The sequence below is a fragment of the Muricauda sp. SCSIO 65647 genome (genome assembly GCF_021534965.1).
In the GTDB taxonomy this organism is placed as follows: domain Bacteria; phylum Bacteroidota; class Bacteroidia; order Flavobacteriales; family Flavobacteriaceae; genus Flagellimonas_A.
Window position 1 is genome coordinate 2,829,160 of the sequence record NZ_CP091037.1, and the last position, 13,756, is coordinate 2,842,915.

15 protein-coding genes are annotated in these 13,756 nt (G+C 42.8%); 9 read left to right on the top strand and 6 right to left on the bottom strand.

The window, feature by feature from the left end; translation table 11 throughout:
- The first annotated feature begins 73 nt into the window (after positions 1–73).
- The 3 genes from nusB to yajC are packed head-to-tail and all read left to right on the top strand — an operon-like array spanning position 74 to position 1,844.
- Positions 74–1,021: a transcription antitermination factor NusB gene (gene nusB / locus L0P89_RS12640; protein ID WP_235265457.1), complete on the top strand. Its 948-nt coding sequence runs from the start codon at positions 74–76 to the stop codon at positions 1,019–1,021.
- Between the two features lie 47 nt (positions 1,022–1,068).
- Positions 1,069–1,551 (top strand): DUF1573 domain-containing protein, encoded by a 483-nt coding sequence (locus L0P89_RS12645; RefSeq protein WP_235265458.1) that lies wholly within the window; start codon positions 1,069–1,071, stop codon positions 1,549–1,551.
- A 5-nt stretch (positions 1,552–1,556) separates the two neighbouring features.
- Positions 1,557–1,844, top strand: coding sequence for a preprotein translocase subunit YajC (gene yajC, locus L0P89_RS12650; protein WP_235265459.1), 288 nt, complete (start codon positions 1,557–1,559; stop codon positions 1,842–1,844).
- Positions 1,845–1,889: 45 nt separating this feature from the next.
- Here the strand turns inward: yajC and L0P89_RS12655 are convergent, their stop codons facing one another.
- Entirely contained in the window at positions 1,890–2,489 is a 600-nt protein-coding gene (locus L0P89_RS12655; RefSeq protein ID WP_235265460.1) for a YdeI/OmpD-associated family protein, read from the bottom strand.
- Positions 2,490–2,497: 8 nt separating this feature from the next.
- Positions 2,498–3,730: a peptidase T gene (pepT, locus tag L0P89_RS12660; protein WP_235265461.1), complete on the bottom strand. Its 1,233-nt coding sequence runs from the start codon at positions 3,728–3,730 to the stop codon at positions 2,498–2,500.
- 95 nt (positions 3,731–3,825) lie between these two features.
- On the opposite strand from pepT, the gene L0P89_RS12665 reads away from it, so the two are divergent.
- The 4 genes from L0P89_RS12665 to L0P89_RS12680 are packed head-to-tail and all read left to right on the top strand — an operon-like array spanning position 3,826 to position 6,863.
- Positions 3,826–4,248 carry a hypothetical protein gene (locus tag L0P89_RS12665; RefSeq protein WP_235265462.1) on the top strand — a complete coding sequence of 141 codons (423 nt, stop codon included), beginning with the start codon at positions 3,826–3,828 and terminating at the stop codon, positions 4,246–4,248.
- A 56-nt stretch (positions 4,249–4,304) separates the two neighbouring features.
- Positions 4,305–5,342 (top strand): quinone-dependent dihydroorotate dehydrogenase, encoded by a 1,038-nt coding sequence (locus L0P89_RS12670; protein WP_235265463.1) that lies wholly within the window; start codon positions 4,305–4,307, stop codon positions 5,340–5,342.
- Positions 5,343–5,352: 10 nt separating this feature from the next.
- Positions 5,353–5,979, top strand: coding sequence for a LysE family translocator (locus tag L0P89_RS12675; protein WP_235265464.1), 627 nt, complete (start codon positions 5,353–5,355; stop codon positions 5,977–5,979).
- A gap of 20 nt (positions 5,980–5,999) precedes the next feature.
- Positions 6,000–6,863 (top strand): hydroxymethylglutaryl-CoA lyase, encoded by an 864-nt coding sequence (locus tag L0P89_RS12680; RefSeq protein WP_235265465.1) that lies wholly within the window; start codon positions 6,000–6,002, stop codon positions 6,861–6,863.
- A gap of 41 nt (positions 6,864–6,904) precedes the next feature.
- On the opposite strand, the gene L0P89_RS12685 is transcribed toward L0P89_RS12680, so the two are convergent.
- Entirely contained in the window at positions 6,905–9,121 is a 2,217-nt protein-coding gene (locus L0P89_RS12685) for a TonB-dependent receptor family protein (RefSeq protein WP_235265466.1), read from the bottom strand.
- A 283-nt stretch (positions 9,122–9,404) separates the two neighbouring features.
- Between L0P89_RS12685 and guaB the strand changes: the two genes are divergently transcribed.
- Positions 9,405–10,877 carry an IMP dehydrogenase gene (gene guaB / locus L0P89_RS12690; protein WP_235265467.1) on the top strand — a complete coding sequence of 491 codons (1,473 nt, stop codon included), beginning with the start codon at positions 9,405–9,407 and terminating at the stop codon, positions 10,875–10,877.
- Positions 10,878–10,936: 59 nt separating this feature from the next.
- Positions 10,937–11,362, top strand: coding sequence for a hypothetical protein (locus L0P89_RS12695; RefSeq protein WP_235265468.1), 426 nt, complete (start codon positions 10,937–10,939; stop codon positions 11,360–11,362).
- 6 nt (positions 11,363–11,368) lie between these two features.
- Here L0P89_RS12695 and L0P89_RS12700 read toward each other — a convergent pair whose 3' ends face one another.
- From L0P89_RS12700 to lysA, 3 genes are all read right to left on the bottom strand, one after another.
- Positions 11,369–11,878 carry a thioredoxin family protein gene (locus L0P89_RS12700; protein ID WP_235268037.1) on the bottom strand — a complete coding sequence of 170 codons (510 nt, stop codon included), beginning with the start codon at positions 11,876–11,878 and terminating at the stop codon, positions 11,369–11,371.
- A 68-nt stretch (positions 11,879–11,946) separates the two neighbouring features.
- Positions 11,947–12,360, bottom strand: coding sequence for a DUF3995 domain-containing protein (locus tag L0P89_RS12705; RefSeq protein WP_235265469.1), 414 nt, complete (start codon positions 12,358–12,360; stop codon positions 11,947–11,949).
- Between the two features lies 1 nt (position 12,361).
- Positions 12,362–13,603 carry a diaminopimelate decarboxylase gene (gene lysA, locus L0P89_RS12710; RefSeq protein WP_235265470.1) on the bottom strand — a complete coding sequence of 414 codons (1,242 nt, stop codon included), beginning with the start codon at positions 13,601–13,603 and terminating at the stop codon, positions 12,362–12,364.
- Positions 13,604–13,756 lie beyond the last annotated feature (153 nt).

A 13,756-nucleotide genomic window follows, 5' to 3' on the forward strand; every position in this document is an offset into this window, starting at 1 on the left:
ATGGGCAGTCTGAAAGGAAATAAGGTGTACTTTTGCGCCGTTATTTGATTATCGCTAGAAAAGTTCTTTACAAATGCTCACAAGAAGGCATATTAGGGTTAAGGTGATGCAGTGCATTTATGCCTTAATTCAATCGCATGATGAATCATTGGACAAGCAGAAGAAATTTCTAAGATATAGCATTGACAGTATGTTCGTGCTCTATCTTTTGATGTTGGACCTTTTTGTTGAACTGCACAAAATGGCGAAAAAGCATGTTCAGCATGCCCCCAAAAAATACTTGGTCTCAGAAGAAGACAATTATCCGAATCGCGAAAAATTCATCAATAACCAGCTGCTTTTACAAATTACTGAAAATCAATTGCTTAAAAGAGAACTTGTCAAGAGAAAACTACAGGTTTGGCACCTTAACGGTGAATATGTCAAGATTATCTACAAAAATGTCGTTTCGAGTGATTTATACAAAGAATACATGGCTTCGACCGATGGCAGCTATGAAAAAGACAAAGAATTTATCATTTCACTCTTCAAAGAAATCATTGCGCCCAATGATAAGATCTATGAGTTCTTTGAAGATGATAGGCTTACTTGGGTCGACGACTTTCCTATTGTGAACACCTTTTTGGTCAAGCGATTGGGCAAGACCAAGCCGACCGCCAATGAACGCTTCTTTTTACCAAGACTATTGAAAGATGAAGCCGATATGGAATTTGCCGATGAATTGTTGACCAAAACTCTGTTGAACGATGCGGAATGGGAAAAAGAGATTGAGGCGAAAACCCCAAATTGGGACAATGACCGTATTGCAGAAATCGACAGTATTTTATTGAAAATGGCAATTTGTGAGCTGTTGAATTTCTCTTCGATCCCTGAAAAGGTGACCTTAAATGAGTATTTAGAGATTGCCAAAGAGTATTCGACTCCGAAGAGCAGTATTTTCATCAACGGGGTGTTAGACAAGCTGGTCAAAGAGTACAGAGCGACGGGAAAACTCCAAAAAATGGGCCGTGGACTCCTATAATAATAGAATTGGTTATTTTTGTTCAAATTAAAAAACGATACTGTACTATGAAAGCGATGAACATCTTGGGCCTTGCGGCCTTTTTTCTGATTTCATTTTCTTGCAAAGACAAGGCCACCAGCAAAATCAATAATGACAACGTTGAGGTTGCGGCCAATAGAGATGAAGTTCAAAAGAAGCTTCCTGTAATAAGCTTTGAAAAAAATGAGCATGATTTTGGCACTATTGTGCAGGGTACGCCCCAAGAGACCATTTTCAAATTTACCAATACGGGCGATGCCCCCTTGGTGATTACCGATGCCCGCAGTACCTGTGGCTGTACCGTCCCAGAATATCCAAAGAATACCCCCATCGCTCCTGGAGAAAGCGGTGAGCTATTGGTGAAATTCAACGGTTCTGGCAATGGGGCGGTGACCAAGACGGTTACCTTGACAGCCAATACCGAGAAAGGTTCTGAATCACTTCGAATCAAGGCGCATGTAAACCCTAAGAATGGTGAGCAATTGGCCGTTCCGATGAAAAAAGGATAAATTGAATGGAAGGACTTGGACAATTTCTACCGTTAATCTTGATTTTTGCCGTGGCCTATTTCTTCATGATACGGCCGCAGATCAAAAGGCAAAAAGATGAGAAGAAATTTACGGAAGCCTTGAAAAAGGGAGATAGAATCATTACCAAAAGTGGTCTATATGGCAAAGTGGTCGATTTAAATGACAAAGATAATTCCTGCGTCATTGAGACCATGGCCGGGCGCTTGAAGTTTGATCGTTCGGCCATTTCGATGGAAATGAGTAAAAAGTTAGCTGCTCCTGCAAAAAAATAGATGGTAAAATAACATAGTAAAAAGCGCCTTTCAAAGGCGCTTTTTTTATCGATATTTATCATTCAGGCCCAAGCCTTTTTCGATCATGGGCAAAATCTTTTGTAGACGTCTTGCCTTGGTGGCTTCTTGCTTGGCCTCAGTAATATATTCACAGAATTCTTTTTGTTTGTAGGCCGATAGCCCTGTAAAGGCCTTTTTTAAATCAGCATTCTCGTCCAAAGCCGTTTCAAGTGGTACGGGTATTTTGGTTTTTTTCTTCGATCTACTTTTTGAGGGGCTTACTATTTTTCCTTTTTTTTGGTTCAAAATGGCTTCATTCATATAGGCCAGCACTCCTTTTTTATCAATGTTTTCCATAGATGTGAAATTCCAATGGCGCATGGCTTTGGTCTTGCCCTCTTGAGCATTTCTCAGTACTTTTTTCGAGTCGTTCAAAAGGGCCCCATTGAAGAACCAAACCCCAAAAAAACCTTTGAATCGACAGATCCCAAAGACATTTTTATCATTGATGGTGTATACTGGCAGGCTCCATTTGTAGGTTTCTTTAACTTCGGTTTCTAGGGCCAGTTCACGTAAAAGGTTTATTCCCTCTTTGAAAGGATGCTCTTTTTCATAGTACGCCTCTATTTTTTCAGATTTTTCCATTTTTCTTTCTATCCTTTGAACCGTTCTGCCGTAAGTTCGCAAATTTTGACGATTACTTCAACCGTTTTCTTCATGCTCTCTAAAGGAACATATTCGTACTTTCCATGAAAATTATGGCCACCGGCGAAAATATTGGGGCATGGCAGGCCCATAAAACTGAGCTGTGAACCATCGGTGCCGCCCCGTATCGGCTTTATGATGGGCTCAATACCTACTTGCAACATGGCTTCCTTGGCCAGCTCAACAATATGGAACACAGGCTCTATTTTCTCTTTCATGTTTTGGTATTGGTCGGTAATTTCTACAGATACGGTATTTTCATGCTTCATGTTGATCTTATTCCGTATGTCTTTGAGCAGTAGTTTTCTGGCTTCGAACTGCTCTAGGTCATGGTCCCTTATTATGAGTTCAAGTGTCGCCTTTTCAATGTGACCGGTTATGTCGTGGACATGAAAAAACCCTTCTCGATCAGTAGTCCGCTCTGGCACTTCGTTTTTTGGGAGTAGGCTCAAAAACTCATTTGCCAACAAGATGGCATTGACCATTTTATCTTTTGCATAGCCTGGATGCACACTTTTGCCCGAAAAGGTTATGGTGGCCTTGGCTGCGTTGAAGTTTTCATACTCAAGCTCACCTATTTGGCTTCCATCGATGGTATAGGCCCATTCGGCCCCAAACTTTTTCACATCAAAATGGTGGGCGCCCCTGCCGATTTCCTCATCGGGGGTGAAGGCAATACGAATTTTACCGTGCTTGATTTCTGGGTGTTGTACCAGATATTCCATAGCGGTTATGATTTCTGCGACACCCGCCTTATTATCGGCGCCTAGCAGGGTAGTACCATCAGTGGTGATAAGGGTTTGACCCTCGTATTGCAATAAGTCTTCAAAATAATCAGGTGATAGCACCACGTTTTTTTTCTTGTTGAGAACGATATCGCCCCCATCATAGTTTTCGATGAGTTGTGGCTTCACGTTTTTTCCAGAAAAGTCGGGTGAGGTGTCAAAATGGGAGATAAAACCAATAGTGGGTGCCTTTTTTTCTGTATTGGAGGGTAGCGTGGCCATGATATAGGCGCGCTCGTCAATCGATACTTCCTGCATACCGATCTGGTGCAGCTCCAGCACCAGTTTTTTGGCCAAATTCCACTGTTTTTCAGTGCTGGGCGTGGTCTCTGATTTTGGGTCACTCTGGGTATCAATGGCTACAAAATCCAAAAATCTGGGCAATAATTTATCCATGGAGATGTATTTGGTCAAAAATAGGATTTATTCAAACGGATATTTTATAAAAATCAACTTCAAACCCTTACCTTAAGTTTTTAATTGCAGACGGCATGATGAAAAAAGTAACGCTTGCCCCATTTTTTGTATTGACACTTTCCCTGGCGGCACAACAAGATTGCTTTTTGGGTGTTGGAAGTAACAGTGATGACAAAATCATTGAGGTTTTTAAGTTGACCGAAACCCAAATCGAGAAAATGAAAAATTGGGGTGCCGAGCTCCAATATCGCAACAGCCTATTAGAGGATCAGGCAAAACGGCTACTTGGCAGACATGCCCAGAGCTCTCCTGAAGATTTGACCAAAATGTCTTATGAGTACAAACATTTGATGGATAGCATGCAGCAAAACATGCGAATGATCGATCAGCGCATGCTTTCCCTATTTGACGACAGACAGTATAAACTGTACATGAAACTTTGTGAAGAAGTGATCCGCACCCCGATTTTTGTCAATCGACAGGTTAACGAAAATTAGGCATTATGCTACTTATTGGTTGGCAGAGTTTATATTTTTGTTGAAAATCTTTCTGAATGTATAAATTCTTGGTGCGTCCCCTTCTTTTTTTACTGGATGCCGAATCTGCCCACCATTTTTCCTTCTTTACCATTCGGATGTTATCAAAACTTGGTTTTTCCGGTGTTTTCAGAAGAATCTATTGTGTTGACGACCCAAGGCTTCAAAGACAGGTGTTTGGTCTGCAGTTCAAGAATCCGGTAGGGTTGGCCGCAGGTTTTGATAAAGATGCCAGGCTCTATAACGAACTGTCAGATTTTGGTTTTGGCTTTGTTGAAATCGGCACGCTGACCCCAAAGCCGCAGCCTGGCAATCCGAAGAAAAGATTATTTCGGCTTAAAGAAGATAAGGCCATCATCAACCGCATGGGGTTCAATAATGCCGGGGTGTTTGATTCAGTCGAGCGTTTAAAAAAGAAGCATCGGGTGTTGATTGGGGGCAATATTGGCAAGAACAAGGTAACCCCGAACAAAAAGGCAACAAAAGATTACCTTATCTGCTTTGATGCATTGTTCGAGCACGTCGATTATTTTGTGGTCAACGTCAGCTCTCCGAATACCCCCGGTCTACGTGAATTGCAAGAAAAAGAACCTTTGATGCAGTTGCTGAACCAAATGAAGCGTGAGAACGAGAAATATGCGGCGAAATTTGGAACGCTTGAAAAACCTATTCTATTAAAAATAGCTCCAGATCTTTCTGATGAACAATTGATGGATATCATTTACATCATAAAGGCGACCAAAATAGACGGTGTGATCGCCACCAATACGACCATCGACCGTAAAGGGTTGAAATCGCATTTGACCTTGGTAGAGGAAAAAGGTGGGCTGAGTGGCAGGCCATTGGCCAAAAGAAGTACCGAGGTCATTCGTTTTTTGGCAGAAAAGAGCAATAATGCTTTTCCCATTATCGGGGTTGGAGGGATACATTCTGCAGAAGATGCCCTTGAAAAACTTGACGCAGGTGCCGATCTGGTGCAGCTTTACACAGGGTTTGTCTATGAAGGGCCAAGTTTGGTGAAGAAGATCAATAAGGCTATTTTAGACCGGTCATAGCCTTTCTACCTTGAATTACGAGATACTTGCAGCATTTGTAACGGCCTCGGCCGTTTTGGCCATTTCACCTGGTCCCGATAATATCTTTGTGCTGACACAAAGTGTTTCTTATGGAAAAAAGTATGGCCTTGCCACCGTTGCGGGGCTGGTCAGTGGCTGTATCGTACATACCACCTTATTGGCCTTTGGAGTTTCTGCACTTATCAACAAAAGCGATACATTATTTTGGATTATCAAACTCTTTGGTGCGGCCTACCTTCTTTTTTTGGCCTACAAGGTTTTTAGGTCTGAGGGTGAGATTGAGATTTCGAACAACGCTGTTTCCAAAAAAGGGTTGAAGGATCTTTTTGTAAAAGGATTTACGATGAATGTCCTCAATCCGAAAGTGACGATCTTCTTTTTGGCCTTTTTTCCAGGTTTTTTGTTCAGTGATACCTTAAATACTGTTTGGCAGTTCTATATATTGGGGTTGCTTTTTATGGTGGTCACTTTTATCGTTTTTGGAGCCATTGCCATACTGGCAGGCAATATATCAACGTATACCAAGAAAAATCCGAGCACAGTGGTTTTTTTCAAATGGTTGCAAATTGTGGTATTTGTAGGTATTGCCCTGTACCTCTTACTATCTGATAAATAGTGGTAATTTTGAGGCATCCCATGTCAAATGTGAAACTCATAGAATGTCCACGTGATGCCATGCAAGGCATCAAGACCTTTATTCCCACTGAAGAAAAGGCACGGTATATTCAGTCACTCCTGGGTTGTGGTTTTGACACTATCGACTTTGGTAGTTTTGTATCGCCCAGGGCCATTCCGCAAATGGCCGATACTGCTGAAGTATTGCAACGGCTCGATCTTTCAAAGACCAAGAGCAGGTTGTTGGCCATTGTGGCCAATGTGCGGGGCGCAAACGATGCGGTTATGCACAAACCGATTGATTATTTGGGCTATCCCTTTTCGATATCCGAGAACTTTCAAATGCGTAATACGCATAAGACCATAGCCCAATCGGTAGATACCTTAAAAGAGATTTTAGAGATTGCCAATAGGGCCGATAAAGAAGTGGTCACTTATATCTCGATGGGCTTTGGCAACCCATATGGTGATCCGTGGGATGTTGAGATAGTGGGGGAGTGGACAGAGAAACTGGCAGCTATGGGCGTAAAGATACTTTCGTTGTCTGATACCATAGGGAGCTCGACCCCTCAGGTCATCGATTATTTGTTCTCAAATTTGATTCCCAGATATCCCAATATAGAGTTCGGCGCGCATTTGCATACCACGCCCACCAAATGGCACGAGAAGGTCGATGCGGCTTATAAAGCGGGCTGTCGGCGATTTGATGGGGCCGTACAGGGTTTTGGGGGCTGTCCCATGGCCAAAGATGAACTTACGGGCAACATGCCCACTGAAAAGATACTCTCGTATTTTACGGCTGCGAAGGTAGAGACAAATGCAAATTGGATGGCCTTTGAAGCAGCTTATAATAAAGCAACGGAACTATTCAGTGTTTATCACTAAAAAACCCCTGATACAATAGGGCAATCTATTTATTCTAAAAATCAGTATCGCAGTTCCAATCCTGCATAAATCCCGAAAGGATGACCGGGTCGAAGTCCGGCTGGGACCCTTGCCACGGCATAGGTTTCATCGAATAAGTTGATAACATTTGCAGTGATGGCGATATTCTTGCCCAGTCTATATTTTCCAGCCAAGTCAAAGATGAAATTTGAGTCTACCCGTTCATCGGCAGGGATATTTCCCGAACCAGCTTGTGTTCTGAATTCCCCGTTGTATCGGGCACTTAAATTGATTTCATATTTCGAGTGCTCAAGAGAAATTGTAGTGTTGAACTGATGTTTCGCTATATAGGGCAGTTCATCACCGGCATTTACTTCGCCCCAAATGTCGTTTTCGCTACCAAAACTGTTCAAGAATTCAGTATCGGTAAATGTATAACCGAAAGTTACTGGAAGAATGAAGTTTTCTGCATTGGGCAGCAGATTATAGTTTAACAGCACCTCAATTCCCTGAACCTTGACTTCGCCCGCATTGAATTGATCCAAAGAACCAGTACCGCCCGTGGCGGCCAGGTCGCTGCCCAAAAGGTTGCTATAATCATTATAGAAGCCCACTACTTCTCCTGTAAACCCAGCATATGAAAAACGGCTTCCCAATTCGTAATTGACGCTTTGCTCTGGATCTTCATCAGGCTGGTTGCTAGGTGGTGAAAATCCTTTATGAACCCCACCAAAAACTGAAATATTGTCAAAGTTATAATTGAAACCCATACCCGGAATGAAAACATCCACCTTATTTTCCCTCTCAGAAAGGTCGATACCCGTACGGTCAACATCGTTTGTGCCATAATTTTTACGCATAAGGGTCATGTTTTCATAGCGGAGGCCAGGCGTAAGGGTCAAATCGTTGTATTTGATCTTATATTGGGCATAGGCGGCAAAGGCGCGTGCATTGCTGATGCGGTTTGCATTTGTGCCAGGAATACCGGCATTTACCAAAACCATGGTGCCATTGTTCATCGAATAATCATCAATCCATTGAAAACGGTCTTCTTCGTCATAGTGGTAGCGAAACCCTATCTCGATGTCGTGAAATGTTTTTTCACCTGTCCAATGGTAATCGAGTTTGGTCTGCACTCCGGCGGCGTAATATTCCCTGTTGTTGGCACGGGCGTTCAAAAAGTCATCTCCATCACTGTTGACCGCACCGCGAACCAGGTCATAGTACCCATCAAAGGCCACGGGGTCACCCAAAACATTTGAAATACCCTCGCGTTGACCATTTACCGTAATAAAATCAACCTTATACCAGTTTCTCTCGAATTTGTTGTAGTATCCTGTGGTCGTAATCCTGAAATAATCGGAAAACTTCAGGGTGTGCGTACCCATAAACTGCAAATGCTCGTTGTTCATTTGATCGCGTTGTGAACCGGCGTAACGTGCAAACGGGTCGATATCAAAATCTTCTTGGGTCAGCCCTAAATAGGTTTCATTGGAGGTTTCATCTGAATACTGAAACTTTACTTCAAATGCTTGTCCGATTTCAGCTTCCGGATTGGTATTGACCCGAAACTTGGCCATCAAATCATTTTTGTCAAAACCGGTATTGTCAAAACCTTCCAACTCTTTAAATCCGTTAGAGTTGTAGTTCAAATATTCAATGGCATACCCAAAGTTCTTTTTGCTGTCACCTAACAGTGCATGTACCCTGCCGCTTTGAAAACTGCCATAGCTAGAGTTCAATACGGCACTAAAAGTGTCTGGAACCTCTGTGGAAAGCATGTTAATGGCTCCACCCGTGGTATACGGTCCATACTGTATTTGGCTGCTTCCCTTTAAGATTTCAACTGCCTGCATACGTGCAATTGTAGGAAAGTAATAGGCCGAAGGCGCACTATAGGGTGCTGGTGCGATCAATACGCCATCTTCCATAAGGGTGATTTTGGCACTTCGCTCAGGTGAGGTGCCCCTCAAGCTGATATTGGGGCGAAGACCGAATCCGTCTTCTTCATAGACATTTACACCTGGGACACTTCTCAAGGTGCGGTTCACATCGGTATAATTGAATTTCTTTATTTCTTGGGGAGAAATATAATAAGAAGATCCGGTACGGTTTCTGGCCTCGAACTTACTGCCAAAGATTTTCTTGGCTGAAATCACCACCTCGTTCAACCTAATCGAATCTAGCTGTTGTGGTGTTTGTTGTGAAAGTACTGATATTGAAAGAAGCGAAAAGAAAAGAATAAATCTGCCGTTCATCTTATTTAGACTGTTTAAAAATAAAGTGCAAACCTAATTCATAAAATTGAGTTAAAAAAGTTTATTTAGAACTAATAAAAATTACTTGGTGCTACCCTTTCAGTATCAATATATTATGGGGTGTTAAATTTGAAAATTTTTTGGAGGATGAAATTATTGACGTAGCGTTATATTGCATGATAGTGAAAAGTCATAAAACAACCCTTTGGGCAAGGCAATGGCCCATATATGCCTAGGATGGATTAATTGTGGTATATTTGCACGCAATTAATCTGTAATTGCAATGGAAGCCCATCTTCAAAAAATTGTCGGCGAAGGTCTCACTTATGATGATGTTCTTCTTGTGCCGGCCTATTCACAGATCCTTCCCAGAGAGGTCAATATCCAAACAAAGTTTACACGAAACATCACCATCAATGTGCCCATAGCCTCTGCCGCGATGGATACCGTCACCGAATCAAAGATGGCCATAGCCATGGCCCGCGAGGGTGGCATTGGCGTACTGCACAAAAACATGACCGTTGAGCAGCAGGCGATGAAGGTGCGCAGGGTGAAGCGAGCTGAAAGCGGTATGATATTGGATCCAGTGACGCTTCCGTTAAATGCTGTGGTTCGTGATGCCAAAGCCAGTATGAGAGAGCATAGCATTGGCGGCATTCCCATTGTTGCTAAAGACAGAAAACTGCTGGGCATAGTCACCAACCGTGATCTTCGTTTTGAAAAGAATGATGATAGGCCCATCACCGAGGTCATGACCTCAGAAAATCTGGTGACCGCTGTTAGGGGTACCACTTTGACAGAAGCGGAAGATATTCTTCAAGAGAACAAAATCGAAAAACTTCCCGTCGTTGATGATGACTATAATTTAGTCGGACTCATCACTTTTCGAGATATCACCAAACTGACCCAGAAACCCATTGCCAATAAAGACCAGTACGGTCGCCTTCGGGTGGCGGCGGCCATTGGGGTCACCCCAGATGCCGTCAACAGGGCAGGTGCTTTGGTCAAGGCCGGTGTCGATGCCATTGTCATCGATACCGCACACGGACATACCAAAGGAGTGGTCGATACCCTGAAACAAATAAAGGATGCCTTTCCAGAATTGGACGTGGTCGTGGGCAATATCGCCACGGGTGAAGCGGCCAAATATTTGGTTGAGGCAGGGGCCGATGCGGTAAAGGTCGGTATCGGTCCAGGTTCGATCTGTACCACTCGGGTGGTGGCCGGTGTCGGTTTCCCACAATTTTCGGCAGTACTTGAGGTGGCCGCGGCCATAAAGGGAAGTGGTGTTCCCGTAATTGCCGATGGAGGTATCCGTTATACGGGCGATATCCCTAAAGCCATTGCCGCAGGTGCCGATAGTGTTATGTTGGGCTCATTGTTGGCCGGAACAAAAGAATCTCCTGGCGAGACCATCATCTATGAGGGCCGTAAGTTCAAAAGCTATCGTGGCATGGGTTCGGTAGAGGCCATGAAAGAGGGCAGTAAAGATCGCTATTTTCAAGATGTCGAAGACGATATCAAAAAATTGGTGCCCGAGGGTATTGTGGGCCGTGTGCCCTACAAGGGCGAGTTGTATGAAAGTATGCACCAATTTATAGGCGGTCTAAGGGCCGGTATGGGCTATTGCGGCGCCAAAGACATAACTACCTTAAAAGAAACGGGCAAGTTTGTCAAAATCACTTTTAGCGGTATTGGCGAGAGCCACCCACATAATGTGACGATAACCAAAGAGAGCCCAAATTATAGTCGTTAGCCATTTATGGCCACGCAACTTATTTCAAAGATTTCATCTTCAATCAAAACATTGTTTGCATGGGAAAGTCAGTACTGGTACTTGTACTTTTCTTGTTACTACTGGGCTGCGATGAAGATGATAGCCTTAACCGACCCACCGATTTGATCGGTACTTGGTTATTGATCGAACAATATGCCGATCCCGGCGATGGCAGTGGCGATTTTAATCCGGTCAATAGTGACAAAATCATCATATTTTCTGCCGAGGGCACCTATATGGCCAATGGTTCACTATGTTTCATGGGGACTGATAGCGATAGCGATGTAAGTGGCACTTATGAAATAAATGACAGTGATTTATCTGATTATTCATCAGAAAATTTTTTGGTTCCAGAAGACTGTAACTTTGATGATTTGAAAGTATATATCCATTTAGAGGAAAATAGACTTATCCTTTCCTATTTGTGTATTGAGGGCTGTGCCCAGAAATATCGAAAAATTTAGGTAGTTCTACTTACCTATGCCTGAATAGGTCTTCCAATCTTGGGTCTTGTAAATATCTTCACCGAAGTACCGGGCAATCTGTAGAAATGGCTGCACTTTTTGGTAACCGGGCACTGGGGAGAGCATATTGAGGTCCTCATCCAAAAAAACAACGGTCGGATAGCTTAAACGGCCTTGCAACAAGGCAGCCGCCAATTCGTGATAACCTCTTTTGCCTGAGGGTACATATTTAAAAGTTTTACCTTGATATTCTATAGGCTCTTTGCCTTCAGCATCCATTTTGACCATATGGAAGTTTTGTTGCATGTAAGCGGCCACTTCCGGATGCTGAAAAGTATCTTTATCCATTTTCTTGCACCACCCACACCAATCGGTGTAGACATCTATGAACACCTTTTTGGAGTTTCCCTCATTTTTGGTAAGGGCCACGGCTTCTTCCCAAGTAAGCCAATCGATTTCTTGGGCACTGAGCGTTGTGGCAAAAAGTAGGGTCAAAACAAAAGCAATCGTCCGCATCATCATTTATTTGAGGGTTTAGTCTTATGACCGTATCAAAACTAACGAAAATTGTGCCAAAAAAGTATTCAAGTCAAGAGTTGCGAAAAGGCGATCAAAAGGGCGATCAGCAAACACAAAGGGCTATAGTAGCGGGAGTCCATTCTGGCAAACAGGGTGTCCCTGATCGATTTGAAAAACCCTACATACTTGAAATCACCCACAGCACGTATCAAAAAAAGAAAACCCAAGGCAATCTCAGCGTAGACCAATCCATCATATTTTAGATAATTAAGGGTTTTGTTCAAAAATAATAGTGCGGCCATTATTAAAAATAAGCCCACAAAAAAAGTCAAGTTTTTACTTGGGACGGTTGTTTCTTTGTCGGTAACCTTTTTTGGTATAACGGCTTCTGGATTTTTTATTCCATAGAAAGCCCAATAGATGTGTACGGCCCCCAATAAAATGAAAATGATGGATACTATCAGGGCAAAGGGAATCATATCATTTCGTGGATACTTTCTCCTTCTTTGACTCAAACAAGCCTTTCACATCGATTTGTCTATGCAGAATATCATCAAAGTTTTCCCGCTCACGAATCAAATGGGCCTTGCCTTGATACCAAAGTACCTCGGCTGGGCGATAGCGCGAATTATAGTTACTGGCCATGGTGAAGCAATAGGCACCTGCATTTTTGAAACAAAGAATATCGCCCTCAGAAATTTCATTGATTCGGCGATTGCTGCCAAAAGTATCGGTTTCGCAGATGTAACCGACCACAGAATAGTATCGCTCACGGCCGCTTGTATTTGAGATGTTGACAATTTCATGGGAAGCTCCATACAACATGGGTCGTATCAGGTGATTGAAACCAGAATCAACACTGGCAAAAACGGTCGAGGTGGTCTGTTTGACGACATTTACCTTGGCCAGAAAATAACCTGCTTCACTGACCAAAAACTTGCCCGGCTCAAAGGCCAAGGTGAGTTCTTTGCCATACTCTTTACAGAATTCATTGAAACGCTGGGTCAGTTTTTTGCCCAATTCTTCCACATTTGTCTGAATATCCCCCTCTCTGTAAGGCACTTTGAAACCACTGCCAAAATCAATAAACTCAAGATTTTGAAAGTTTTTGGCCGTTTCAAATAAGATTTCCGAAGCGTAAAGAAAAACATCGATATCCAAAATATCGCTTCCCGTGTGCATATGAATGCCGTTGATGTTCATGTTGGTCAACGCTACGATACGCAGTAAATGGGGAATTTGATGGATGCTGATGCCGAATTTAGAGTCGATATGGCCAACAGAGATGTTCGAATTGCCTCCGGCCATCACATGTGGATTTATACGAATGCAAACCGGAATATCGGGATGCTTGCTCCCGAATTGTTCCAGTATCGATAAGTTGTCGATATTGATTTGTACACCTAGGGCCGCAGCCTCTTCAATCTCCTCCAACGAAACACCATTGGGGGTGTAGATGATGGATTCAGGTTTGAATCCGGCCATAAGCCCGAGTTTTACTTCTTGGATGGAAACCGTATCGAGTCCGCTTCCCAAACTGTTCATGAGCCTTAAAACGGAAATATTGGAGAGTGCTTTCGCCGCATAGTTCAGGCGAAGATTTCCAACATCCTTAAAAGCATTTGTCAAACGGTTATACTGCGAGACGATTTTTGCTGAATCGTACACATATAGCGGTGCATCAAATTCATGGGCAACCTTCAATAAATCGGTAGATTTCATATCAACATCCTTTTAGACAAAACTAATCTTTGTTGTGATAGTGGACAAAAAAAACGACCACGAAACAAACAAACACAACAAATTGTTATAAAAATAACATCTTAATCAAAATAAGTAAAAGTTGCCTTTTAAGAGTCTGCTGTTTATTTTTAG

Bases quoted from the DNA above. Each gene is read 5' to 3' on its own strand.
- L0P89_RS12655 (WP_235265460.1), bottom strand. From the start codon at position 2,489: ATGGAAAAATCTGAAAAAATAGAGGCGTACTATGAAAAAGAGCATCCT.
- lysA (WP_235265470.1), bottom strand. From the start codon at position 13,603: ATGAAATCTACCGATTTATTGAAGGTTGCCCATGAATTTGATGCACCG.
- L0P89_RS12645 (WP_235265458.1), top strand. From the start codon at position 1,069: ATGAAAGCGATGAACATCTTGGGCCTTGCGGCCTTTTTTCTGATTTCA.
- L0P89_RS12705 (WP_235265469.1), bottom strand. From the start codon at position 12,360: ATGATTCCCTTTGCCCTGATAGTATCCATCATTTTCATTTTATTGGGG.
- nusB (WP_235265457.1), top strand. From the start codon at position 74: ATGCTCACAAGAAGGCATATTAGGGTTAAGGTGATGCAGTGCATTTAT.
- guaB (WP_235265467.1), top strand. From the start codon at position 9,405: ATGGAAGCCCATCTTCAAAAAATTGTCGGCGAAGGTCTCACTTATGAT.
- yajC (WP_235265459.1), top strand. From the start codon at position 1,557: ATGGAAGGACTTGGACAATTTCTACCGTTAATCTTGATTTTTGCCGTG.
- L0P89_RS12685 (WP_235265466.1), bottom strand. From the start codon at position 9,121: ATGAACGGCAGATTTATTCTTTTCTTTTCGCTTCTTTCAATATCAGTA.
- L0P89_RS12670 (WP_235265463.1), top strand. From the start codon at position 4,305: ATGTATAAATTCTTGGTGCGTCCCCTTCTTTTTTTACTGGATGCCGAA.
- pepT (WP_235265461.1), bottom strand. From the start codon at position 3,730: ATGGATAAATTATTGCCCAGATTTTTGGATTTTGTAGCCATTGATACC.
- L0P89_RS12680 (WP_235265465.1), top strand. From the start codon at position 6,000: ATGTCAAATGTGAAACTCATAGAATGTCCACGTGATGCCATGCAAGGC.
- L0P89_RS12665 (WP_235265462.1), top strand. From the start codon at position 3,826: ATGATGAAAAAAGTAACGCTTGCCCCATTTTTTGTATTGACACTTTCC.
- L0P89_RS12700 (WP_235268037.1), bottom strand. From the start codon at position 11,878: ATGCGGACGATTGCTTTTGTTTTGACCCTACTTTTTGCCACAACGCTC.
- L0P89_RS12695 (WP_235265468.1), top strand. From the start codon at position 10,937: ATGGGAAAGTCAGTACTGGTACTTGTACTTTTCTTGTTACTACTGGGC.